Origin of the sequence: Pseudomonas sp. DrBHI1 (genome assembly GCF_002205115.1) — a bacterium.
In the GTDB taxonomy this organism is placed as follows: domain Bacteria; phylum Pseudomonadota; class Gammaproteobacteria; order Pseudomonadales; family Pseudomonadaceae; genus Aquipseudomonas; species Aquipseudomonas mosselii.
The window spans coordinates 21,653-43,503 of the sequence record NZ_NIBE01000142.1; the positions used below are offsets into that span (position 1 = coordinate 21,653).

The 21,851-nt window shown below is 62.0% G+C and carries 32 protein-coding genes; 29 read left to right on the plus strand and 3 right to left on the minus strand.

Annotation, left to right across the window (positions count from 1 at the left end; translation table 11 throughout):
• Positions 1 to 12 precede the first annotated feature (12 nt).
• From CC207_RS25300 to CC207_RS25310, 3 genes are all read right to left on the minus strand, one after another.
• Positions 13 to 396 (minus strand): helix-turn-helix transcriptional regulator, encoded by a 384-nt coding sequence (locus tag CC207_RS25300; protein WP_050706333.1) that lies wholly within the window; start codon positions 394 to 396, stop codon positions 13 to 15.
• A 155-nt stretch (positions 397 to 551) separates the two neighbouring features.
• On the minus strand, positions 552 to 869 hold the full coding sequence (locus CC207_RS25305; protein WP_088852964.1) for a hypothetical protein: 318 nt from the start codon (positions 867 to 869) through the stop codon (positions 552 to 554).
• A gap of 310 nt (positions 870 to 1,179) precedes the next feature.
• Positions 1,180 to 1,908 carry a helix-turn-helix transcriptional regulator gene (locus CC207_RS25310; RefSeq protein ID WP_088853005.1) on the minus strand — a complete coding sequence of 243 codons (729 nt, stop codon included), beginning with the start codon at positions 1,906 to 1,908 and terminating at the stop codon, positions 1,180 to 1,182.
• A 103-nt stretch (positions 1,909 to 2,011) separates the two neighbouring features.
• Here CC207_RS25310 and CC207_RS25315 point away from each other — a divergent pair, with 103 nt between their 5' ends.
• From CC207_RS25315 to CC207_RS25440, 29 genes are all read left to right on the plus strand, one after another.
• The gene (locus CC207_RS25315; protein WP_082337787.1) at positions 2,012 to 2,290 is read left to right on the plus strand and encodes a helix-turn-helix transcriptional regulator; all 279 of its coding nucleotides are present in this window, start codon (positions 2,012 to 2,014) and stop codon (positions 2,288 to 2,290) included.
• A gap of 147 nt (positions 2,291 to 2,437) precedes the next feature.
• Positions 2,438 to 3,181, plus strand: coding sequence for a helix-turn-helix domain-containing protein (locus CC207_RS25320; protein ID WP_371916514.1), 744 nt, complete (start codon positions 2,438 to 2,440; stop codon positions 3,179 to 3,181).
• Entirely contained in the window at positions 3,178 to 3,861 is a 684-nt protein-coding gene (locus tag CC207_RS25325; protein WP_088852966.1) for a replication protein P, read from the plus strand. The genes CC207_RS25320 and CC207_RS25325 overlap by 4 nt, the downstream gene beginning before the upstream one ends.
• Positions 3,858 to 4,070, plus strand: coding sequence for a hypothetical protein (locus CC207_RS25330; protein WP_088852967.1), 213 nt, complete (start codon positions 3,858 to 3,860; stop codon positions 4,068 to 4,070). Before CC207_RS25325 ends, CC207_RS25330 begins: the two co-directional genes overlap by 4 nt.
• Complete coding sequence (locus CC207_RS25335) at positions 4,052 to 4,348, plus strand: DUF1364 domain-containing protein (protein ID WP_088852968.1); 297 nt, start codon at positions 4,052 to 4,054, stop codon at positions 4,346 to 4,348. Before CC207_RS25330 ends, CC207_RS25335 begins: the two co-directional genes overlap by 19 nt.
• Positions 4,345 to 5,643 (plus strand): site-specific integrase, encoded by a 1,299-nt coding sequence (locus CC207_RS25340; protein WP_088852969.1) that lies wholly within the window; start codon positions 4,345 to 4,347, stop codon positions 5,641 to 5,643. Before CC207_RS25335 ends, CC207_RS25340 begins: the two co-directional genes overlap by 4 nt.
• Positions 5,644 to 5,678: 35 nt before the next feature.
• The gene (locus CC207_RS25345; RefSeq protein ID WP_256582356.1) at positions 5,679 to 5,960 is read left to right on the plus strand and encodes a hypothetical protein; all 282 of its coding nucleotides are present in this window, start codon (positions 5,679 to 5,681) and stop codon (positions 5,958 to 5,960) included.
• A 3-nt stretch (positions 5,961 to 5,963) separates the two neighbouring features.
• Positions 5,964 to 6,347: an antiterminator Q family protein gene (locus CC207_RS25350; protein ID WP_088852971.1), complete on the plus strand. Its 384-nt coding sequence runs from the start codon at positions 5,964 to 5,966 to the stop codon at positions 6,345 to 6,347.
• A 307-nt stretch (positions 6,348 to 6,654) separates the two neighbouring features.
• Positions 6,655 to 7,485 (plus strand): lipid II-degrading bacteriocin, encoded by an 831-nt coding sequence (locus CC207_RS25355; protein ID WP_088852972.1) that lies wholly within the window; start codon positions 6,655 to 6,657, stop codon positions 7,483 to 7,485.
• Between the two features lie 49 nt (positions 7,486 to 7,534).
• On the plus strand, positions 7,535 to 7,951 hold the full coding sequence (locus CC207_RS26910) for a hypothetical protein (protein ID WP_143496178.1): 417 nt from the start codon (positions 7,535 to 7,537) through the stop codon (positions 7,949 to 7,951).
• A gap of 96 nt (positions 7,952 to 8,047) precedes the next feature.
• Positions 8,048 to 8,362 (plus strand): phage holin, lambda family, encoded by a 315-nt coding sequence (locus CC207_RS25360; RefSeq protein WP_371916515.1) that lies wholly within the window; start codon positions 8,048 to 8,050, stop codon positions 8,360 to 8,362.
• Between the two features lie 35 nt (positions 8,363 to 8,397).
• On the plus strand, positions 8,398 to 8,742 hold the full coding sequence (locus CC207_RS28460; RefSeq protein ID WP_088853006.1) for an HNH endonuclease: 345 nt from the start codon (positions 8,398 to 8,400) through the stop codon (positions 8,740 to 8,742).
• Complete coding sequence (locus tag CC207_RS27085; protein ID WP_178080995.1) at positions 8,642 to 9,031, plus strand: hypothetical protein; 390 nt, start codon at positions 8,642 to 8,644, stop codon at positions 9,029 to 9,031. The genes CC207_RS28460 and CC207_RS27085 overlap by 101 nt, the downstream gene beginning before the upstream one ends.
• A 115-nt stretch (positions 9,032 to 9,146) precedes the next feature.
• Positions 9,147 to 9,623, plus strand: coding sequence for a phage terminase small subunit P27 family (locus CC207_RS25370; protein WP_088852974.1), 477 nt, complete (start codon positions 9,147 to 9,149; stop codon positions 9,621 to 9,623).
• 8 nt (positions 9,624 to 9,631) lie between these two features.
• Complete coding sequence (locus CC207_RS25375) at positions 9,632 to 11,368, plus strand: terminase large subunit (protein WP_088852975.1); 1,737 nt, start codon at positions 9,632 to 9,634, stop codon at positions 11,366 to 11,368.
• A 9-nt stretch (positions 11,369 to 11,377) separates the two neighbouring features.
• Positions 11,378 to 11,521: a hypothetical protein gene (locus tag CC207_RS27200; protein ID WP_052896001.1), complete on the plus strand. Its 144-nt coding sequence runs from the start codon at positions 11,378 to 11,380 to the stop codon at positions 11,519 to 11,521.
• Entirely contained in the window at positions 11,518 to 12,744 is a 1,227-nt protein-coding gene (locus tag CC207_RS25380; RefSeq protein WP_088852976.1) for a phage portal protein, read from the plus strand. Before CC207_RS27200 ends, CC207_RS25380 begins: the two co-directional genes overlap by 4 nt.
• A 3-nt stretch (positions 12,745 to 12,747) precedes the next feature.
• Positions 12,748 to 13,365 carry an HK97 family phage prohead protease gene (locus CC207_RS25385; protein WP_088852977.1) on the plus strand — a complete coding sequence of 206 codons (618 nt, stop codon included), beginning with the start codon at positions 12,748 to 12,750 and terminating at the stop codon, positions 13,363 to 13,365.
• A gap of 15 nt (positions 13,366 to 13,380) precedes the next feature.
• Positions 13,381 to 14,604, plus strand: coding sequence for a phage major capsid protein (locus CC207_RS25390; RefSeq protein ID WP_088852978.1), 1,224 nt, complete (start codon positions 13,381 to 13,383; stop codon positions 14,602 to 14,604).
• 14 nt (positions 14,605 to 14,618) lie between these two features.
• Complete coding sequence (locus CC207_RS25395) at positions 14,619 to 15,002, plus strand: head-tail connector protein (protein ID WP_088852979.1); 384 nt, start codon at positions 14,619 to 14,621, stop codon at positions 15,000 to 15,002.
• The gene (locus CC207_RS25400) at positions 14,999 to 15,370 is read left to right on the plus strand and encodes a head-tail adaptor protein (protein WP_158216155.1); all 372 of its coding nucleotides are present in this window, start codon (positions 14,999 to 15,001) and stop codon (positions 15,368 to 15,370) included. Before CC207_RS25395 ends, CC207_RS25400 begins: the two co-directional genes overlap by 4 nt.
• The gene (locus CC207_RS25405) at positions 15,348 to 15,782 is read left to right on the plus strand and encodes a hypothetical protein (RefSeq protein ID WP_178080996.1); all 435 of its coding nucleotides are present in this window, start codon (positions 15,348 to 15,350) and stop codon (positions 15,780 to 15,782) included. The genes CC207_RS25400 and CC207_RS25405 overlap by 23 nt, the downstream gene beginning before the upstream one ends.
• Positions 15,783 to 15,791: 9 nt before the next feature.
• Positions 15,792 to 16,391, plus strand: a complete 600-nt coding sequence (locus CC207_RS25410) for a hypothetical protein (RefSeq protein WP_088852982.1) — start codon at positions 15,792 to 15,794, stop codon at positions 16,389 to 16,391.
• Positions 16,388 to 16,567 carry a DUF2635 domain-containing protein gene (locus tag CC207_RS25415; RefSeq protein ID WP_088852983.1) on the plus strand — a complete coding sequence of 60 codons (180 nt, stop codon included), beginning with the start codon at positions 16,388 to 16,390 and terminating at the stop codon, positions 16,565 to 16,567. The genes CC207_RS25410 and CC207_RS25415 overlap by 4 nt, the downstream gene beginning before the upstream one ends.
• Positions 16,564 to 18,060, plus strand: coding sequence for a phage tail sheath subtilisin-like domain-containing protein (locus CC207_RS25420; RefSeq protein ID WP_088852984.1), 1,497 nt, complete (start codon positions 16,564 to 16,566; stop codon positions 18,058 to 18,060). Before CC207_RS25415 ends, CC207_RS25420 begins: the two co-directional genes overlap by 4 nt.
• 57 nt (positions 18,061 to 18,117) lie before the next feature.
• A complete protein-coding gene (locus CC207_RS25425; protein ID WP_088852985.1) occupies positions 18,118 to 18,465 on the plus strand; it encodes a phage tail tube protein in 348 nt (115 codons plus the stop codon).
• Positions 18,465 to 18,764: a phage tail assembly protein gene (locus CC207_RS25430; RefSeq protein ID WP_088852986.1), complete on the plus strand. Its 300-nt coding sequence runs from the start codon at positions 18,465 to 18,467 to the stop codon at positions 18,762 to 18,764. Before CC207_RS25425 ends, CC207_RS25430 begins: the two co-directional genes overlap by 1 nt.
• Before the next feature lie 129 nt (positions 18,765 to 18,893).
• Entirely contained in the window at positions 18,894 to 21,098 is a 2,205-nt protein-coding gene (locus tag CC207_RS25435; protein WP_088853007.1) for a phage tail tape measure protein, read from the plus strand.
• A partial coding sequence (locus CC207_RS25440) for a DNA circularization protein (protein WP_178080997.1) occupies positions 21,095 to 21,851 on the plus strand: 757 nt, incomplete at its 3' end. The genes CC207_RS25435 and CC207_RS25440, both read left to right, overlap by 4 nt.

Below are 21,851 nucleotides of genomic sequence, written 5' to 3' on the forward strand. Positions count from 1 at the left end.
CTCTGTTGGGATTCAGGCGTGGTGCTCGAAGGCCTCGGCCTTGCGAACGATTCGAATCTGGGCAGTGCGCCGCTCGGGCGCTCTGCGGTCGCGACGCAGTGGGTCGCTGTCGTCGATGACCGCGTGCATCGCGATCAGGCCGGCGAGGGCGATGCACAGCGGGCTGATGATCTGCCGGCGCATGGCTTCTGCCACCGCAGCGGCACGACGGGCTACGCCGAGTTTGAACATGGCGTTCTCGATGCGGTTGGCCACCGTGCCTGGTGTGATTTGCATCTGCTGAGCAATCTGTTTGGCGGTCATGCCCTGGGCGACGCCGAGCAGCGCCTCAAGCTCACGGGGAGCCAGCCCTTTGCCAAGGTGGCCTGTCCATGTGCCGCAGGTGATCGTTTCCATGAGTGGTCCTTGGTGGGCTGCATTGGAGAGCCAATCCCGCCTGTCTCCCTGAACATGCTGATGTAGGGTCGGGAAGGGCTCTCCGATTCAGCCTGGTGCTGGGGTAGACCAGGTAATCGGGCAGTTAACGTCAGGCTGACGGGGGGGCTAGCGATCTAAATGATTGCTGTCAGAGTCTTGCTGCCATCAGGCTTGATCGTTGTCATTTGCATGACTGCGGCAACGCCTCCAAGGGAAGTAGTGCCATTGCGGATGGTGTTCGCAGACCTGCGAAAACGTTCATCAAACTTCTCGTCACCATCTGGCAGGTGGGTTGTCACGGTAAGCTCGGTCGCATCTTCGCCATTCGGCCCGCCGTCTTCGTGACCAATCGCAAAGCTAGCGATCATGGCGATGCCGTTATCCCTGGCAATCTGAATCACCTGCTGCATCAGCGGGCTGACTTGGCTGTCATAGATCTGTTCTTTGTTCATCGACACTGCTCCGGTTGATTTCCCGTCTGGCCCTCAGACTCGAAGACCAGCCAGTGAAATCTTCTCTCCAGCCGCGGTGCTTACCCGCTGGAAAACTGCATTGGCGCTTTACGCTGCACGCCCAGGGCAGTTGCCACCCCTCTGAACAGTTGAGGCCTGTCCATCGCTGCCTTCGTTGCTGGCCGGTGTCGATCCGGCGAAGGCAAATATCACGTATTGTGATATTTGGTGTCAACACGAAACGTGATTATTTTTCAGGTGAGCAACAAAAAGCCCGGCATTTAGCCGGGCTTGGTTGGCGAAAGGAGCGCTACCAGAGGACCGAGGACCAGAAGACTTTCCCTAGAATGACGATCTCTTTAGCGACCATCTCTTCTGCGCTGTATTCCTCGTCAGGATGCTCATCACGGTTGAAGCTGCGCATCCTGATTCCACCACCAGGCAAGCGGTATAGGGTTTTCACCCGCAGCTGCCCGCCATGGTTGATTGCGTACATCTTGCCATCGATTACGGTAGTGGCGCCCTGATCAACGCCGACTGTACTTCCATCGGGTAGCACGGGCTCCATGCTATTGCCGCCAACGGTCACACAAACTGCTTCGCTTGGTTGCACGTTCTGTCGGCGAAGGGTGATTTTGCCGAACCGCAATTTGCGCGTATGTGATTGCTCAACAACCGTGCGGCCTCGGCCTGCTGAAAGCTCGACCTCTTTCAGGTAGGGCACGTATACCTCATCTCCATCCAATGGCGTTTCGTCATCCCACACATCAAATGGGCCAATCATCGTCGCGTTTGATTCGACAGCCTCAGTGCCCGCTTCCGGGGCGCTCGGTTTGTAATCCAAGATGATTTCCGACTCATCCACACCAATCGCATGTGCGATTAGGCGCAGATCCGCGAGAGATGGCTCCCGCGTATCAGTTTCGTAGTTGCCCACCCGTGATTGGGATTTCCAGCCGCAGGCAGTCGCCAGCGCGGCCTGGGAGAGCCCGGCGGCCTTGCGGTGGCGTTTGATGCGTTGTCCGAGGGTCTCTTTCATAGCCGTGATTGTAATCACGTTACGAAATACCTCGCTTTCACTCTTCGTGATTGAAAATAACACGTTACGTGTTTATCCTGGGGTCCAGTCAAGAGGAACCCCTATGAACCACGTTCGACAGATCCGAAAGGGGGCGGGAATCAGTCAGGCCAGTCTCCGGCGAAAGCTCGATTGGAACCAATCACGGCTCGCCAATTATGAGGCGGGGCGGAGGGCCCCAGGGCTGGAAGAGGCAAGACAGATCGTCTCGGCCCTAAATCAACTTGGAGCGACTTGCGCCCTGGATGATGTTTTCCCTGTTTCAGCCGGAGGTCTGACGCCAAGTGGTGCAGATTCTGATCTAGCCAGCCTTGTGCGAGTAGATGGCCAAAACACCTGCTAATTCATCCAGTACCCAAATCGCGGGCATAAAAAAACCGGGTGGCAGCCCGGCTTTCTCAACTTCTGAATCGGGATCAATTATGCATTTCTCCAATGCTGCGCGCAATGCTGCGCCTGTCGCTCCATGTCTATCGCAATGGTGGCAAGCGTGAGCGTACAAGCTATGACCTGGGCACTCGCCATTCCCAAAGCTGCACTTGAGAATCCTGCAGCCCGCCATGTCCTGCTCTGCCTGGCCAACTACGCAGGCAGCGATGGAAGAGGGGCATTCCCTTCTGCTGCGACTCTCTCCGACGACACTGGCCTTTCTGAGCGAACCGTGCGGTTGAAGCTGGATGAGCTCGCCCAGGCCGGTTGGATCGCTGAGGGTAACCAGGCAATTGCTGCCGCCCATATCGATCGCCGCGACCGTCGCCCCGTCGTTTACGACCTGCTGCTTAAGCGGGGTGCATCTGCTGCACCTCGTCCTGAACGGGGTGCAGGAAACCGCACGGGGTGCAGCTCACAGCAGAACGGGGTGCAGCTCACGACCGAACGGGGTGCAGGAGCTGCACCCAATCCGTCATTGAACCAATCTACTCTCTCTCAGCGCGAGCCATTCGCAATGTCCCTCGACTGGGAACCGAATCCGGAACTGCTGAAAGCCTATGCCCGTCGTGCAGGTCTGACCCTGGATCAGTTCAACGCGGTTGCCATATCCGGCTTCGTGCTCCACCACGATGCAAAGGGCGTGGCCCAAACCGAAAAGCAGTGGTTGGCCGCTCTGGTCAGCTGGGTCAAATCCGATCTCGCCCGTGCTGCCCGCTCGCCTATTGTTCGCACCGGCGCATCGCAGCGCTCCAGTTTTGATGACGATGACACGTCGTGGATCGTGGAAGGGGGCAGCCAGTGAATCAGGTTGCAACCGTGGCCCATGGCTTGTGGGCAAAGGTCCAGGCTGGCCAATACGTGCCCTCGGATTACTCGCTGCCTGCCGACGTGAAGGCCGAGCTCAATCGCAAAACTGCTGGGGTTATCAACGATCTGTTCCGCGATCTGCGCACGATCTGCAGCGCCTGGAAGCAGGCATGGCCGGATGAAGCGACGTATAAGGCGGCCAAGCAGCAGTGGCTAACCGCGTTTCTTGAGGCTGGCATCAACACGCCGGAGCAACTGCAGTTCGGTTTGATGCGCTGCCGGCAATCCGGCCGTGAGTTCATCCCGGCGCCCGGGAAGTTTATCGAGTGGTGCCAGCCTTCGCCGGAAATGCTGGGCCTTCCCCCGCTGGCTGCTGCCTTCCGTGAGGCTTGCCGTAATGCGCATCCCGCCATGGCAGGGAAGGGCAAGTGGACCCATGACGCGGTCTGGCACGCGGCCAAGGAAAGTGGTTTCGAGAACCTGAACAAGCTGGCTGCCGATGTGAGCGCCAAGCTGTTCGAACGCAACTACACGATTGCCGTTCGGCGCCTGGTCGCAGGTGAACCGCTGCAGAAGATGCCGCTGGCACTCCCTGCAGAGGTGCCAGGCCAGCGCACGCCGAAAGTTGGAAATGAAGCTCTGGCGGCGATCCGGTCCAGGATGCTCGGCCGATGATCGAGCTTCCCGCACCTGACCTCACCGAATACCGATACGCGCTGTACTGCCGCTCCGACCTGTTCGGGCTCTCCAGTACCTCGCATCCACCCATTGCGCTCTACCGCGACGAAGCCGCGGCCATCGCTCATGGCCAACTCATGTGGCCGAGCGCTTACACCGTCATTGACCTTCATGGAGACGACAGCCCATGCGGCAATCGAAACTGACCAAGGCTGCACGCGGCCGGGAGTGCCAGGTGCGCATCCCGGGCATCTGCAACGGCAGTCCCGAAACCACTGTGCTTGCCCACTACCGCCTGGCCGGCACCTGCGGCGTTGGCAAGAAGCCGCACGACCTGCAAGGCGCCTGGGCATGCAGCGCTTGCCATGACGTTTGTGATGGACGAAGCCGGGAGCTCGATCGCGATACGGTTCGCAGGTATCACGCTGAGGGCGTCATGCGTACTCAGGCTGTGATACTGAGCGAAAGCGTACCCTTCCAATGAGTGCGACCCGGGAAGTGAAGTTCAGCGAAGCCGAGGTGCGCCGCCAGGCCGCCGACAAGTCGGTACGCGATCTACGTGATCCACGACATCCTGGCCTTTACCTGCGATTCTGGAGCAATCGCGAGCGGGGCACATGGCATCTGGTGCGCGGCAAGCAGTGGATGCCCCTTGCACGCTGGCCAGAACTGGGCGTGTCGGCGGTGCTGGCCGAGCTACCTGCGCTACGTCGACGCCTGCTGCGCAGTCCGGCCACTGCGCCGATTGCTTCGGGGATGGTCACCGTGGGCCAACTGCTCGACTGGTACGGCGACCGCATGGCTCGCGACCGCTCGCTGTCGGCCAAGCGCAAGGCCGGCGCCCGGTCGGCCATCGCCCAGCACCTAAAGCCACGACTGGATGACCTGCCCCTGGTCGAAGTGAGCGCTGACACCGTGGACAAGCAGCTGATGTGGCCATGCCAGGCCGAGGTGTCGCTGTCCTATCTGCGGCAGATGTTCGTGCTGCTGCTGACCGCCTTCCGCCAGGCCCGGCAGCTCGGCCTGATCGACCATAACCCCATGGCCGGGATGCGCTTCAACGACTTCACCAAGGCCAAGATCCTGCCCAAGGCAGCGCGCTTGCGTGACGTGCAGTTGCCCGAGCTGGTGCAGCAGCTGGCCCAGGCCTTCAAGGCGACCCCGGGTGACGCCATGTTGGCGGTGATGATGCTGGCTCACGGCACGCGGATTGGCGAGACCCGCATGGCGCGCTGGGCGGATATCTCCCTAGCGGCGGCCGAATGGTTCATCCCGGCGGCGAACACCAAGACCCGCACCGAGCATCGCCTGCCACTGACCGCCCAGCTCAAGGCGCTGCTGGTCCGCTACCGGGCCATTCAGCAGTCCCAAGGCTATGAGGGTGTGTACCTGTTCCCGAACCGTCGCGGCCTGTCGATGAGCGAGACCCAGGCCAGCATGGTGTTCACCCGGTTGGGGCAGGGCGCCTGGACCAGCCACGACCTGCGCAAGGTGTCGCGCAGCACCTGGACCGATCTCGGCATCGACGGCCACATCGGCGAGATGCTGCTGAACCACACGCTGGGCAAGATCGCCAGCACATACATCCACACCCAAGCCATGCAGCAGCGCCGTGCAGCCCTGGAGAAGTGGCACGCCTGGTTAGATGGCATCGGCTTTGGTGCCATCCACGGCCTTACCGAGGCCTTATTTGAAATTTCGCAGAATTCGCCACAGGCCACGACTGCCGTGGCTTCGAGCAACCTTACCGAATTTGTAATTAGCGAGGATTCGAAATGACAAGGAAGAGCCATGGGCCGTCTTTGAAAAGACACATGATCAAGCTGGCCGAGTGCCCCGCTTGCCAAGGTCGCGGGGTGGTGCAGGGAGTTTTCTATGAGCTCGGCTGCGAAGCTTGCAACGCTTCTGGTTGGATTGATCGCTGGCTGAGCCAGCCACTTCCGCTGCAAGAGTTGGCGGTACAACTGGGCATGAATCTGCGAGCGGCACTGAACAAAATCGAACAGTTGAAAAGCAACCGGCCCGCTGGGCCGGAGGCGTACTACCAAGAAGGCAACCGGCTCGGCGCCGGCGGCACGAACTACACAGGAGATTGAACGATGAATACTAGGAAGCCGCTACACCGGCCATTGGGCGATACCGAGTATTTGCTTGAGCAGTGGGGGTGGTGGCGTATGGATGGCATGGGATTGCCTGGCTACACCTCGCCAGCCTTTGCACTAATGCGCGATCACATGCCATCGATTACAAAGTCTTACGCCATCCTGGATGAGCTAGCCATGATGGTCGATGGCGCGGTCGCTAGATTGTGTCGCCGTGATCAACAGATGGGCGACATGATATGGCTTTACTATGGTGCCAAGTGGCCGGCGGTACGAGTGGGGCGCCACTATGGTGTCAGCGAAATGAAGGCTCGTGAGTTGATTAAAGCGGGGGGCGCGTGGATTGACTGTGTACTTGATGGGGTTCGAGGCGCTGCATGAAAAAAGTAGTTGTCCATATGGAATAACTCTGTTTTCATAGCAGCGTGTCCAGCTTGCAAACAGCGCGACACAAGCGGCCCTGGCAATTGCCTCGGTTGACTAGCACGAACAAGAGCCCTACCTCAACCTTCGGGGCTTTTGATTCTCAGGTGCACTTCTCGCCCGAACGGGCGGGCTTATTGAGCTCTCGATTAATTTTTCCCTTCTGTGGAACGTTTGATCATGTGAAGACCGTGAGTCTCGAGCCATCGCCATTGAGCAACACCAGCCCGCTAGGTCGGAACTAAATCGACTTAAAGGACATAAAATGGCTATTGAACTCCCTCCTATCTACGTCGGCGCAACTGCTCCAGGCTACAGCTCCTCCGGCGGTCTTCCTTTCCCGGGTCCAAATCCTGGTGTGATGCTCCGTAATCAGATGCTCCAGCGCCATGGGTATTACGCGCAGGGTATGTGGCGCGAAATGATAATGAAGCTCTGCCAAGAGCAGGCAGCCAACATGAGAAACGGCACATTCCCAGGGGGCATCCACCCCTCGTTCACCAGGGATTGCTTTGGTCTGCGGTGGGCAGATACCTATTTGTCCCATAACCCCGGCTCTACGCTAGCGCAGGCGCTTTGGCACGTAGGATCTAAGGATCCGCTGTCCCCGCCGGAGGCGTCTCAACCTGTTGAGTTTTCGGGAAGCTCCCTCACGCCTGTTGCCGCTTTGGGTCACTTCATGTACGGCAAAGGAACTGAGGCTAGCACAAACATTAATTCGCTCGGTCTTAAACTCAATTCCGCCTCGATTCCGATGCTGGACAATGCTATTAGTAGCGCCCCGGAAGGGTCCACTGTAGTATCTCTCGACAAGGTCCCATACAATACTGCGAATGACTCTTGGATGACCGGTCTGTGGCTGGGTAACATTACCTTGAAGATCGAAGGTACAATTACCAAGTCAGCCGACGGTAGCGTTACCTTCCAAGGTGAGGCGAGGGCGTATCACGACACCTATGATGCGAATCCAGGCTCATGGCGCAGTGCGTTTGGTGAGAGTGCTACTGATGTGCTTTCGAAGATTCAAGAGTACCTCAAGGCTCAACCATATCCAATCGCGATTAAGGGTTCCTACCCAATCGAGATTAAAAAGTAGCTTGTAAAGATGCACCCTGGGTAACTAGGGTGCATTACAGGAGTGTAATGTGAGTAATAAGTTTTTGCTGCGGCTGTCTCCTCTGGCTGTACTGGTTGTATCGAACCTTTTACTCTGGCTGCTGTTGGCCAGCGGGGGAGGGAGCCCTGAGGGTGATCAGCGCTCAACCGTTTATCACTATTTTGTGATGTATGCGTTTTATTTTAGTATATTTGTGGCGGCTTTTTGCTTTGCCTCGGCTGGCTTGCGTTCGCTCTTCGGAGATCGTGTCACAGTTAGATTGATTTCTTTTTTACTGTTGCTTCCATCTGCACTGCTTTCGCTGATCGCTGGACTGTTAAGCTTTTCTGTTGCATTTAATGGCTTGCTTTGGGCACTCATTCCTGCAGTTTTATATTTCTTGGCGCTAGCACTGTTTGTCTGGGCTGAATTTTTCCTTGGAAGGGCTGTGGCTCCGCAGAGCTAATTAACGTTTTACACACCAGAGATACTATGAGCCCTGGCATTTGCCGGGGCTTTTTTATTTGAACTCCCCGCAATGGGAGGAACCGAGATGGTCCATATGCCTGAGAAAGATCCCGGCCTTTGGGCCGCTGCACTGGCTTGGATGGTAGCGCACCAGCCGCAACTTTCGACCGGCGGCATCGCCGCTGCCGTGGCCATGTTCCGAGTGATCTATGGCGGTGGTCGAGGTCGCAAGGTCCTTTTAGAAGGCGCGATCTGCGGCTTGATCGCTGTGAGTCTACTGCCAGTGCTGGAGTACTTCGCCCTACCTGCAAACCTTTCGGTCTTCGCCGGTTGCATGGTTGGTTTTATGGGGGTGGATAAGCTACGAGAGTACTCCGACCGTTTCATGGGAAAGAAGGTGGAGGGCTAATGCCGCCCAAGGCCAAGCGCCCCTGTCGTGTACCTATGTGCCCCGCCAAGACCAGTGACAGCCACGGCTACTGCAGCGCTCATGCCTCGCTCGCGATCGGTTGGAACAACCCGCGCCGTGGCACTGCTGAGCAGCGTGGCTATGACTGGGCATGGCGCAAGCTTGCCAAGGCAGTACTCAAACGAGATCGCTATCTGTGCCAGTGCCATGACTGCAATGGTCGCCGACTGCCGGCAACAGAGGTTGATCATCGCATACCGAAGTTTGAAGGGGGAACGAATGACCCATCTAACCTGTTTGCCATCAATGAAAACTGCCACAAAGTCAAAACGGCGGCAGAGTCGGCACGGGCGCGGTCAGGCCGTCCGCCTGGCGCGTGAGGCTATGCGTTTGCGCGCACGAGCGATCAAGCGCAATCGAAGTGCCGAGTTAATCCGCCATGGTGATTGGCATCTGGATCGAGCGCTGTACTCTTGGAAAAACGTTCATAAGCTTGGAATTCCAGAGCTGATTTCGCGTGTTCAGCATGAGTTAGTGGCAGCAATTGACGCATACATGCATGCCGCGGACGGAGTTCCAGAGCGTCCGTTCATACATCTGGCTGCCTTGATCGATGGCGAAAATCTGCGGACAAAATTAGCGAAAAGTGCTCGAAATTCGGCCAAGTAAGGGGGCGGGGCAAAATCTCTACAGCTTTCGTCTCTCTCCACCGATCGCCCAGCCTTTTTCACACACCCGCGAAATTAAAAAAAATCGCATTCCAGAAAATCGGGAGGCCTGAACGATGGGGCGACCCACGAAACCTACCGCCCTCAAGCTGCTGCAGGGCAACCCCGGCAAGCGAAAACTCAAGAAGGACGGCCCCGCGCCGGCGCCGCTGGCGGAAACCCCTGACGCCCCGGAGTGGCTGGGGGAATGGGCCATTGAAATGTGGGACACCATTGCGCCGTGGTTGACCCAGACCGGGATCATGACCCGCACCGACACGCACAACCTGGCGGTCTTCTGCGCTGCCTATGAGCGGTGGCGGCTGGCTGAGGAAGAAGTGGCCAGCAAGGGCATCACCGTCGTGGACGCCAAAGGCGTGCTCAAGAAGAACCCCGCCTGCACCGTGATCAATGAGGCGCTGCGTCAGCTGGCCAGCTTCGGGGCAGCCCTCGGGCTGGACCCGGCCAGCCGTGCGCGCCTGATGGGCAGCGGCGGGCCGGAAAAACCAGAAAACCCGTTCATCGTGCTCAAAGGAGGGCGGGCCTCGAAGTGAGTTAGGACATGGCCAGCTACCCGAACGTAAACGCGGCGAACAAGTACGCCCGCGACGTGGTGGCCGGCAAGATCGCAGCATGCAAGTACGTGCGTCGGGCCTGTCAGCTCCACCTGGATGACCTGGCCAAGTCGAAGAAGCGCAATTTTCGCTGGACCTTCGACCGCGACACCGCCGAGCAGGTGGCGGTGTTCATCCAGCTGCTGCCGCACGCCAAGGGCAAATGGGCGGCGCTGCGCGAGCTGATCAAGCTTGAGCCGTGGCAGCTGTTCATTTTCTGCAGCATCTTCGGTTGGGTCGACAAGAAGACCCGCCGCCGGCGGTACCGCGAGGTGTACATCGAGGTGCCGCGCAAGAACGGCAAGAGCGTACTGGCCGCCGGCGTCGGCCTGTACATGCTGGTCATGGACGGGGAGTTCGGCGCCGAGGTGTACTGCGGTGCGACCACCGAGCGGCAGGCCTGGGAGGTGTTCAAGCCGGCGCGGCAGATGGTGCGACGGACCCCCGAACTGGTCGAGGCCTTCGGCATCCAGGTTGCGGCAAAGAACCTGTCGGTGATCGGCGACGAAAGCAAGTTCGAACCCCTGATCGGCGACCCCGGCGACGGCCAGTCACCGAGCTGTGCCATCGTGGACGAGTTCCATGAACACACCTCGGCCGCGCTCTATGAAACCATGCTGACCGGCATGGGCGCCCGTGATCAGCCGATGATGTTCGCCATCACCACGGCGGGCTACAACATCGCCGGGCCGTGCTATCTGCAGCGCGCCCAGGTGATCGACAAGCTGGAAGGGACGGTGCCGAACGATGAGTTGTTCGGGATCATCTACACGATTGACGAGGACGACGACTGGAAAGACCCGGCGGTCCTGCGCAAGGCCAACCCCAACTATGGCGTCTCGGTCGGGGCTGAGTACCTGCTGAAACGCCAGGCTGATGCGACGCGTTACCCGTCACGGCAAAACGCGTTCAAGACCAAGCACCTCAACATCTGGGTAAGCGCTAAGGAAGCCTGGCTGAACATGGCCGACTGGGAGGCGTGCGGCGACCCCACGCTGACCCTGGATCAGTTCCTGGGCCGGCGCTGCTGGATCGGCATTGACCTGGCCAGCAAGTCGGATATCTGCGCGGTGTCGCTGGTGTTCCTGGACAAGGTGGAGCTGGTCCCGGGGAGCGGCAAGTGGGTCAACCGCTGGACCATCTTCTGCAAGTCGTTCTTGCCCGAAGGCGCGATAGAGCGGGGCGGCCCCAACAAGGCCGCTTACGAGGCCTGGGCCAACGCTGGTTTGCTGGAGGTGTGCGACGGCGAGGAAATGGACTTCGACCTGGTGCGCGACATGGTGGGCGAATTCGCTGGCATGTTCGATGTGCAGGAAGTGGCCTACGACAAATGGCGCGCCACCCAGCTGGCCCACCAGTTGCAGAAGGACGGCGCCGAGGTAGTCGAAATGGGCGGCGGCGTGGCCAGCATGAACCTGCCCATGCGCGAGCTGGAAGCGGCGCTGCTGTCCGGTCGCGTGCGCCACTCCAGCGACCCGGTATTGGCCTGGCAGGCCGGAAACGTCGTGGTGCGTCCGTTCAAGGGCTGCATCACGCCGATGAAGGCCGACGAAGGCAAGACCGACATGCGCAAAATCGACGGCATTGTCGCCGCGCTGATGGCGATGAACCGCGCCATGGTCAGCGAATTTGAGCCGGAAGGGCTGTTGGCCAGCCTGACCGAAGACGACCTATTAGCTATGTGAGCCCCTACGATGAAATGGCTTCCTGAATCTATCGGGACGGCAGGCTTTTGCCTGTTCGTCGCGGGCCTCTACGTCCAGTTTGGGGCGGGTGTGGCCCTGATGGTCGGTGGCGGCCTGCTGGTGGCCGGCGCCGCCAAGGCGGTGTGGCGATGATCCTGGGCGCGATGTTCGAGCAGCGCAGCAGCTTGGAAGTGCCCAGCACGCCGATGAACAGCAAGGAGCTGACCGAATACCTGTTCGAAGGGCAGGGCATCAGCGTCAGCCCGGCTTCGGCCATGCGTCTGACGGCGGTGTATGCCTGCATCTACGTGCTGTCCAGCTCCATGGCCCAGTTGCCGCTGAGCGTGTTGCGCAAGGTCAACGGGCGGATCGAGGTGGCCACCGACCACCCGGCCCATTACCTGCTTCACGATGAGCCGAACACCTGGCAGACCTCTTACCGCTGGCGGGAAACCAAGCAGGCCCATGTGCTCGGCTGGGGCAACGGCTACACCCGAGCAGTGCGCAGTCGTCGCGGTGAATTGCTGTCGCTGGAAATGCATGAGCCGCAACACACCGAGCTGGTGAAGAACGGTAATCGCTGGGTGTACTCGACCCAGGATGAAGACGGCGCGCCGCTGGCGGTGTCACCCGAGGACATGATTCACCTGCGCGCCATCGGCTCGCACCGGCGCATGGGGATCAGCCCCATCCGGCAGAACGCCGACACCATTGGCCTGGGCATGGCCACGGTGCGCTATGGCAAGGAGTTTTTCGAAGGTGGCGGCCGGCCGACTGGGCTGGTCACCGTCAGGGACGGGAAGCTGGATAACACCAGCTGGGAGCGCCTGAAAACGGTTTGGCGCGCCGCCGTGGAACGGCTCAAGCGTTCGGACAACAAGACGCTGCTGTTGCCCGCCGACCTCGATTACAAGGCGCTGACCATCGCGCCCGAGGATGCGCAATTTCTCGAGACTCGCAAGCTGACCCGCAGCGAGATTGCCAGCATCTTCAACGTGCCGGCGCACATGATCAACGACCTGGAAAAGGCCACGTTCTCGAACATCAGCGAACAGGCCATCCAGTTCGTGCGCCATACGGTCATGCCGTGGGTGAAGAACTGGGAGGAAGAAGTAAACCGCCGCGTCTTCACCCGCGCCGAGCGCATGGCCGGCTACTACGTCAAGTTCAACCTGGCCGGCCTGTTGCGCGGCACCCCAAAAGAGCGCGCCGAGTTCTACCGCATCGCCATTCAAGACGGTTGGATGAGCCGCAACGAAGTGCGCGTGCTGGAAGACCTCAACCAGCTGGAAGGCCTCGACTCGATGTTGCTCAACGTCAACACGCAGTTGCTCGGCGCAGACGGCAAGCCGTTACCCGTAACGAAGCAGGAATAACCCATGAGTGAATTCGAACAACGCATGCTGCGCCTGCAGCATTGCGAGCTTCGTGCTGTCCAGCCGGATGAGCAGGGCAGCGCGCCGAAGATCGCCGGCTATGCCGCTGTCTTCAACCAGCGTAGCGACCTGCTGGGCGGCACCTTCGTGGAAATCATCGCCCCGGGCGCGTTCGATGACGTGCTGAACCAGGACACCCGAGCGCTGTTCAACCACGACCCGACCTACCTGCTGGGCCGCACGGCCAGCGGCACGTTGCGCCTGACCGTGGATGAGCGCGGCCTGGCCTACGAAATCGATACGCCCAATACGCAGACCATCCGCGACCTGGTGGTCGAGCCGCTGCGCCGTGGCGACATGAGCGGCAGCAGCTTCGCCATGCGCGTGGCCAAGGGCGGCGATACCTGGCACGAGGAGAAAGACGGCCTGATCGTGCGCACGATCTTCAAGATTGCCGAGCTGCGCGACGTAGGGCCGGTGGCGTTCCCGGCTTACCCCGACTCCAGCGCTGCCCAGCGCTCCCTGACTGCCTGGAAGCAGGCGCAAACCGAAGGCGACGAAGCCCGCGCACATTTTGAGCGCGAGGCCCGCGAGCGCCTGCTTGACCTAACTGAACTGTGATCCCAAGGGGGAGCTATGACCCTGCAACAAATGAAAGAAGCCTATAACAAGCTGTCGGCCGAAATGCGCTCGCTGCATGACACCACCCCGGACGACGGTTGGACCGGCGAAGTCCGCGCCAAGTGGGAAGGCATGAAAGCCGACCTCAAGGGGCTGCGCGAGAAGATCGAGCGTGAAGAAGAACTGCGCGCCCAGGATCAGAGCTTTGTCGAAGGTCTGGACCGTGAGCGTCCGGCCGGCGCCCCGGAGAACGAGGCGGAGGCCGAGCAGCGCAGCGCCTGGGATAACTGGGTGCGTCGCGGCCTGGAGTATCTGACCCCCGAGCAGCGTTCCGTGGTTCTGGAAATGCGTGCTCAAGGCACCAATCCGAACGAGGCGGGTGGTTTCACCGTGCCGACCACCCTGCAGGCCAAGGTGATCGAATCGCTGGTGACCTATGGCGGTATTGCTTCGGTGTGCCAACTGCTGCAGACCGACAACGGCGCGCCCATCGCCTGGGCCACCAGCAACGGCGGCGAGGAAGAAGGCGAGCTGATCGGCGAGAACAAGCCCGCCGGCGAAAAGGATGTCGAGTTCGGGATGGGCACCATGGGGTCGCACACCATCAGCTCGAAGATCATCCGCGTCTCTGAACAGCTGCTGCAGGACTCGGGCATTGACATGGAAGGCTACCTGGCCGGCCGTATCGGTAAGCGCGTGTCGCGTACCCGTAACCGGCTGATCGTCCAGGGCACCGGTACCGGCGAAACCGCCGATGCGCCGGCGCAGCCGAAGGGCCTGGAATACTCGACCCCTCAAGGTGCCATGACCGCCAAGGCGACCGCCTTTACCTGGCAGGAGGTCAACAGCCTGATTCACTCCGTTGACCCGGCGTATCGTGCGGCCGCCAAGTTCCGCTTGGCGTTCAACGACAAGACGCTGCAGGCGATGGAAGAAATGGTGGACGCCAACAATCGTCCGCTGTGGCTGCCCGGCATCGACAGCGACCGTCCGGCCACCATCCTCAAGCATCAGTACGTGATCGATCAGGCCATCGCCGATATCGGCGCCGGCAAGAAATTCATGTATGCCGGCGACTTCAACGAACTGGTGCTGCGCGCGGTCCGTAGCCTGACCCTCAAGCGTCTGGTGGAGCGTTACGCCGAGTACGGCCAGGTCGGCTTCCTGGCGTTCGTGCGCTTCGGCCTGGTGCTGCAGGACACGGCCGCTATCAAGCACCTGGTGGGCAAGACCGCCTGACAGGAGGGTTGCCCATGCTGACGCTTGAGCAGATCAAGAGCCATTGCAAGCTGGAGCTGGACGAAACCGAGGAAGACACGCTGCTGCAGGCCTACGCCCGCGCAGCGCGTCGCCAGGTCGAGAAGGACAGCGGCCGGCGGTTGTACTGGGTCACGCTGCCGGCCGACGCGCCGGCAGACGCGACCGGCGATGAAGCCTACCTGCGTGGGCTGCTGCCGATCGATGCGCCGGAGAACGCGTTACCCGTAACGGATGACGTGGCGCTGGCCATGCTGCTGTTGGTCGCCCACTGGCATCGCAACCGCGAGCCGGTCACCGAGTCGACCAGCAACGGCACCAAGGCGCTGCCGCTGGCCTATGACGCCCTGGTGCAGCCTTACCGCTGGTTTACGCTGTGAGGGAGCCGGAAGCGGGCGAACTGCGCACCCGGGCGGTGGTGCGCATCCGCAACGACACGCCCAGCGGTTCCGGCCTGGACTCGCATTTCGAGGTAGTGGCCAAGCGGTGGTGCAAGATCGAGCCGTTAGGCACGGCCACCTACACCGGGTCGGTGCAGACCGGGACGACCATTACGCATCGCATCTACTGTCGATTCGTGCGGGACCTGGACACGCGGCATGAACTGGTCGCCGGCGGCCGGGTGTTCCGCGTCAAGCGGGCTACCGGTATGCGCGGGCGGCAGGTGTGGTCGGTGATCGAGGTCGAGGAGCTGCAGGCGGCGAATGCGCCGGCGGGAGGTGGCCGTGGCCAACTCCGTTTCGATTGACGGCTATCTGCATGTCGAGGGCTTCGACAAGTTCGACCAAGAGGCCTTCAACAAGCGAAAGATCCGCGCTGGCATGCGCAAGGTTGGCCAGCTGATCACAGGCCGGGCACAGATGAATCTAGCGCTCGGCGGTGGCCAGGACGGCTACCCCGTAAACCGTAGCGGGGCCACCACCGACTCCATCGGCTACAAGGTGTCGCGCTCGGGCTTTCTGGTGCGTGTCGCACCCAGCAAGACCGCGAGCATGAGGGCCTTCTATCCCGCTTACCTGCACTACGGCGTGCGCCGCAAGAGTGGGGACGGGTGGCGGATCAAACCCCGCGACAACTACATGACCGACGCCCTTGCCGACAGCCGAGACGAGGTGCGGCGCATCCTGCAGCAGGCCTTTGCCGCCGCGCTGCTCAACTGAGCACCTGACATGAAAATCACGCCTGTGATCGAGCAGCTGCGCGCCTATGCGCCTGGCTTCGAAGGGCGCGTGGCCGGCGGTCTGGATTGGGACCCGACCGCCGACAGCGCCAAGATGCCCCCGCCGGCGGCCTATGTGATCGCCGTTGGCGACTCGGCCGACGAGCCGCAAGCGCAGAACGTTTATACCCAGGCCGTGCGCGACGTCATCGACGTGTGTGTCGTGCTGCCGACCGATGATGAGCGCGGCCAGTCGGTAGCCGACGTGCTGCACGACGTGCGCGCCCAGCTGTGGCGTGCCCTGGTGGGCTTCGAGCCGGACGACGAATCGGGGCCGCTGCTGTACGACGGCGGTCAACTGCTGCTACTCGACCGCGACCGCATGGTCTACCGCTATCGCTTCTATGCCGACTTCCAGCTCGGCCGTTGGGAGCAGACCGGCGAAGGCAAGCCGCAGACCTGGCAGGAATGGCAGCTGGCCGGCCTGCCAGCCCTGGAAGGCATCGACACCCGTTTGGACTTCCTCAACCCCCTGAAAGACCCCAACGTCGACGCCCCCGGGCCAGACGGGCGGGTCGAGTTCACCATCCGTGAGGACTTGAACCCATGACCACGATTCACCTCAAGCCGGCACCGGGGCGCGATTGCCCGCTGCCGGATCAGCCGGGCAAGTACCTGCCCGCCGAGGGGGCCGTCGTGCCCCGAGACGCCTACTGGGAGCGCCGCCTACTTGACGGCGACGCCCTGGAACAGAAGACCACCACCCGGGGGAGCAAAGCGCGATGAGCATCGGTTTCAGCAACATCCCCAGCGACATTCGCGTGCCGCTGTTCTATGCCGAAGTCGACAACTCCATGGCCAACAGCGGCGGGTCCAGCCTGCGCCGGCTGATCGTCGGCCAGGTCAATGACGACGCCGACAGCGATGAAATCGGCCGCCTGGTGCTGGTGTCGAAGACCAGCGACGCCAAGGACATCGGCGGCACCGGCTCGATGCTGGCCGCTATGCATGCACGCTGGCGGGCCATCGACGTGGCCGGCGAGGTCTGGTGTCTGCCGCTCAAGGTGGCCACCGGCGCGGCCGCGACCGCCACCGTTACCGTAACGGGCAGCGTCGCCACTGCCGGCCTGGTCAATCTGTACGTGGCTGGCCAGCGTGTGCGCGCCGATGCCGTCGTCGGGGCCTCGGCCGAGGCCGTGGCGGCCAGCTTGGCGGCGGCCATCAATGCCGCCATTGACCTGCCGGTGACGGCCACGGCCGCCGCCGGCGTGGTCACCCTGCAGGCCAAGTTCAAGGGCGAGTTGGGCAACGATATCCAAGTCCAGCTGAACCGCCTGGGGCGCGCCAATGGCGAGACTACGCCGGCCGGCCTGACGGTGGTGACCACGGCCATGACCAACGGCGTCGGCACCCCGGCGGTGTCGGCCGCCCTGGCCGCGCTGGGCGACGAAGAATTCGAGTTCATCGCCCAGCCCTGGACCGATGCCGACACGTTGGGCGCCTGGAAAACCGCCATGGACGACAGCGCCGGCCGCTGGTCCTGGGCGCAGCAGCTCTATGGCCATGTGTACAGCGCGCAGCGCGGCACGTTGGGCCAGCTGGTCGCCGCTGGGCGCCTACGCAACGACCCGCACGTCTCCGTGCATGGCTTCGAGCGCGGTGTGCCGCAGCCGGCATGGGAGGTGGCGGCGGCCTGGGCGGCGCGCACCGCCGTGTTCATCAGCGCCGACCCGGCGCGACCGACGCAGACCGGCGCTTTGACGGGCATCGACCCGGCGCAGGCGAGTGACCGTTTTACCCTGACCGAGCGGCAATCGCTGCTGACCAGCGGGGTGGCCACCGCCGTCTACAACGGCGGCAGCTACCGCATCGAGCGTGCCGTTACGACCTACCAGCGTAACGCCTATGGCCAGCCGGATGACTCCTACCTGGACAGCGAGACGCTGCACCAGTCGGCCTACGTGATTCGCTACCTGCGCAGCATCATCACCAGCAAGTACGGCCGTCACAAGCTGGCCAACGACGGCACGCGCTTCGGCCCCGGCCAGGCCATCGTCACGCCGAAAGAGATTCGCGGCGAGCTGGTCGCGGCCTATGGCGCGCTGGAGCGTGAGGGCATTGTTGAGAACGCCGAGGCGTTCAATCAGTACCTGATTGTTGAGCGCGACCCGAAGAACCCGAACCGCCTGAGTGTGCTGTTCCCGCCGGACCTGGTGAACCAGCTGCGTGTGTTCGCGCTGCTGTACCAATTCCGCCTGCAGTACCCGGACGCGGCGTAACCCTCATCGTTCAACCCCAGCCCGCCCTGTGCGGGCTTTTTTATGGGAGTGCCCTTTATGGGTCAGAAAGTCGCGGGCACCTGTTTTATCAAGGTCGACGGCGATCAGCTGGTGATCACCGGCGGCGTGGAATGCCCGCTGTCGGACACAAAGCGCGAAACCATCACGCGGGGCTACTTCAAGGAAGAAGACCTGATCCCCTATGTGGTGGTCGACGCGGTGAAAACCCCCAACTTCCCTCGGGCCAAGCTGGCCAACGGAATCAGCATGACCATCACCGCCGAGCTGGCCGACGGCTCGGTATACGTGCTGAGCGGTGCGTACCTGGTGGACGAAACCAAAGTGACCGGCGATGACGCCAAGGTCTCGCTCAAATTCGAAGGCATCCAAGGAGACTGGCAGTAATGACCACTGTAACTCACACCCTCGCTACCCCAATCCAGGCCCATGGTGAAGAGTTCACCGAACTGACCTTGCGCCGCCCGACCGTACAGGAGTGCCGCGCAATCAAGGCGTTGCCCTACGTCGTTGGTGAGAGCGGCCACCCGATCATGGAGGTCGAAGCGGTCGGTAAGTACATCGCGATCTGCGCTGCCATCCCGGCCAGTTCGGTGAACCAGCTGGACCTGGCTGACCTGAACACCATCGGCTGGCTGATCGTGGGTTTTTTCATGCCCCAAGATTCGAAGCGGTCGGCGGCCTGACCGAGCTGGCCTACGACCTTGCCTGGTGGTGGAAAGCCACCCCGGGCGAGGTGCTGGACTGGACCCTCGACACGCTGTTCGAGAGTGAGGAAAACGCGTGGCGCATCAACGCGCTGAATGGGGGAGGCGGTGGCGGATAAATTCCAACTCAAGGCGCTGATTACCGGCGTCGACAAGCTGTCACCGGTGCTTAACGGTGTTCGCAAAAACGCCGCGGTGCTGCGCAAGCAGTTGAACAGCTCGGGCCTTGGCAAGATCACCTTCGGTGAGGCCCTGCAGGGCGGTGCGATTGCGGCCCCGTTCGTGATGGGTGTGAAGGCGGCCATTGGCTTTGAAAGCGCCATGGCCGACGTCAAGAAGGTGGTCAACTTCGAGTCGCCGGCGCAGTTCAAGGCCATGAGCGACGACGTGCTGAACCTGTCTGAGCGGCTGCCCATGGCGGCCGAGGGCATCGCGCAGATTGTCGCCGCCGGCGGCCAGTCCGGCATTGCCCGGGAAGAGCTGAACCAGTTCGCCGAAGACGCCGTGAAAATGGGCGTCGCCTTCGATCAGACGGCCTCTGAGTCCGGGGAAATGATGGCGAAGTGGCGGACGGCGTTCCGCATGAACCAGACCGAAGTGGTCGCGCTGGCCGATCGGATCAACTACCTGGGCAACACCGGGCCGGCAAACACCAAGCAGATTTCCGCGATCATCACCGAAGTGGGCGCGTTGGGCGAGGTGGCGGGCCTGTCATCGGCGCAGGTGGCGGCCATCGGCGCGACCATGGCCGGCGTCGGCGTCAAGCAGGACGTGGCGGCGACCGGCATCAAGAACTTCATGTTGGCGATGACCAAGGGCTCGGCGGCCACTAAGGCGCAGGCCGAGGCCTTCAAGTCGCTGCGCCTGGATTCCAAGCATGTCGCGGACGCGATGCAGAAAGACTCCCAGGCGACCATGTTGGACCTGCTCAAGCGGATTTCCCAGGTGGACGCGGCCAAGCGTCCGGCGCTGCTGACCAATCTTTTTGGCAGCGAGTCGGTGGCGGCCATTACGCCACTGGTGACCAACCTGCAGTTGCTGAGTGGCAACCTGACGAAGGTGGGCGACGCTACGGCCTATGCCGGCTCGATGGAAGCCGAGTACAAGTCGCGGTCGGAAACAACGGCCAACGCCATGCAGCTGCTGCAGAACCGGGTAACCCGCCTGGGTATCACGGTCGGTAGCATGCTGCTGCCCCCGCTCAACGACTTCATGGCGACGGTGGGGCCGATCATCAGCGGCGTGACCAGCTTGGCCGGGGCGCATCCCTGGCTGATCAAAGGGCTGCTGGGTGCGGCGGTGGGCTTCACCGTACTGCGCTTGGCTGCTGCAGGGGCGGCGGCCAAGCTTACGTTGGTCAACGCTGTGGCGAGCATGAGTCCGGTGGGCATGATCGTCCGGGGCATCGCCATCGCGGCCGGCATCCTGATCGGTAACTGGTCGACCGTGGCGCCTTACTTCCAAGCTGTCTGGGACAAGATCAAGGCCCCGGCGATGGCCGTGTGGGAGTGGATGAAAACCGCTTTCGCCTGGTCACCGCTGGGCCAGATCGTCGCCAACTGGGAGCCGCTGACGGCGTTCTTCGGCGCGCTGTGGGAACTGGTCAAAGCCTTATCGGTGCCGTTCTTCGACTTCCTCAAGGCGGTCTTTGACTGGTCACCGCTGGGCTTGATCATCAAGCACTGGGAACCCATCACCGGCTTTTTCAAGGGGATCTGGGACAAGCTGCGACCCATCATTGAGCCCATGATGAAATTCCTGGGCTTCGACAGCGAGTCGAGCGGCGACGGCGTGATCAGCGCGGCGACGGCCAAGGTCAACGACTGGGCCGAGCAGCAGAAGGCGCGCAACGCTGCCGGCGAGCCGGTACCGGGGGCGCTGGTCAAGCCGATGGCGCAGCCCGTGCAACTGATGCCCGAAGCCACCAGCGTGGCCAGCCTGATGCGTGCGCCGAATCAGCCGGGACCGTGGGCGGCGATGCCGCTATCGGCCTCGCAGATGGCCGAGCATGCACAGGAAAGCCTGGCCAAAGGGCTGACCCCGCAGGAGGCGGCGAAACGCGCTGAAATGGGCCTGCTGTCGCGTCCTGGGCAAACCAGTCTGTCGGCGCCGGCACCCGGTGCCCTGGCCGCGTCGCGGGGTTCCCTGGTGCAGCAGGCGGCCCAGGCCAGCAAAGCCCAGCTGGAAGGGCAAATGGTCGTGCGCTTCGACAACGCACCGCCGGGCATGCGGGTGGAGCAGGCCGACACCAACCAACCCGGGCTGCAGGTCAGCCCACAAGTGGGCTACCGATCCTTGGGGAGGGCGTCATGAGTACCTGGCGGGATCAGCTGCACCCGGCCTCATTCCGAGGCGTGCCGTTCCACGTCGACAACGACAGCATGCCGGCGGGACGGCGCACACAGACGCATGAGTATCCGCAGCGGGACAAGCCGCTGGTGGAAGACCTGGGCCGCGTCACGCGGGAAATCAAGCTGGCCGCCTTCGTAATCGGGGAGGACTGCTATTTCCAACGTGACAACCTGCTCAACGCCCTGGACAAGCCCGGGGCGGGCGAGCTGGTCCACCCCTGGTATGGCCGGCTGACGGCCACCGCGACGGTCTGTAGCGTCAGCCATGAGCGCCGTGAAGGCGGCATGGTCCGCTTTGACCTGGTGTTTGTGGAGGACGGCGAGAAGGGCTTTCCTGCCGGCGTGCCGAACACGGCGCGGCAGCTGGAGGACTCATCGGAAAGCCTGCTTGAGTCGGCGATTGCCCGGTACAAGGCCGCCATGGCGGTGGTCAACCGGGCGCGCCTGGCCGTGGTCGCGCTGCAGAACGGTGTGGCCGGGGTGCAGATAGCCATTGCCTCGGAGCTTCGCCAACTGACGGGCCTGGTCAGCTCGGTGGAGGCGCTGGCCGACATGCTGATTAACGCCCCGGGCAACTTCGCGGCGATGATCCGGGGCCAGTTCGCCAGTGTCGGCGACAGTTCACGGTCGTCGGGCTATCGCTGGGGGCCGTCCAGCGGCGGCGACTCGGCCGGCCTGGAAGCCGATCCGGAGTTTGCCCGCACCGTCGCGGCGC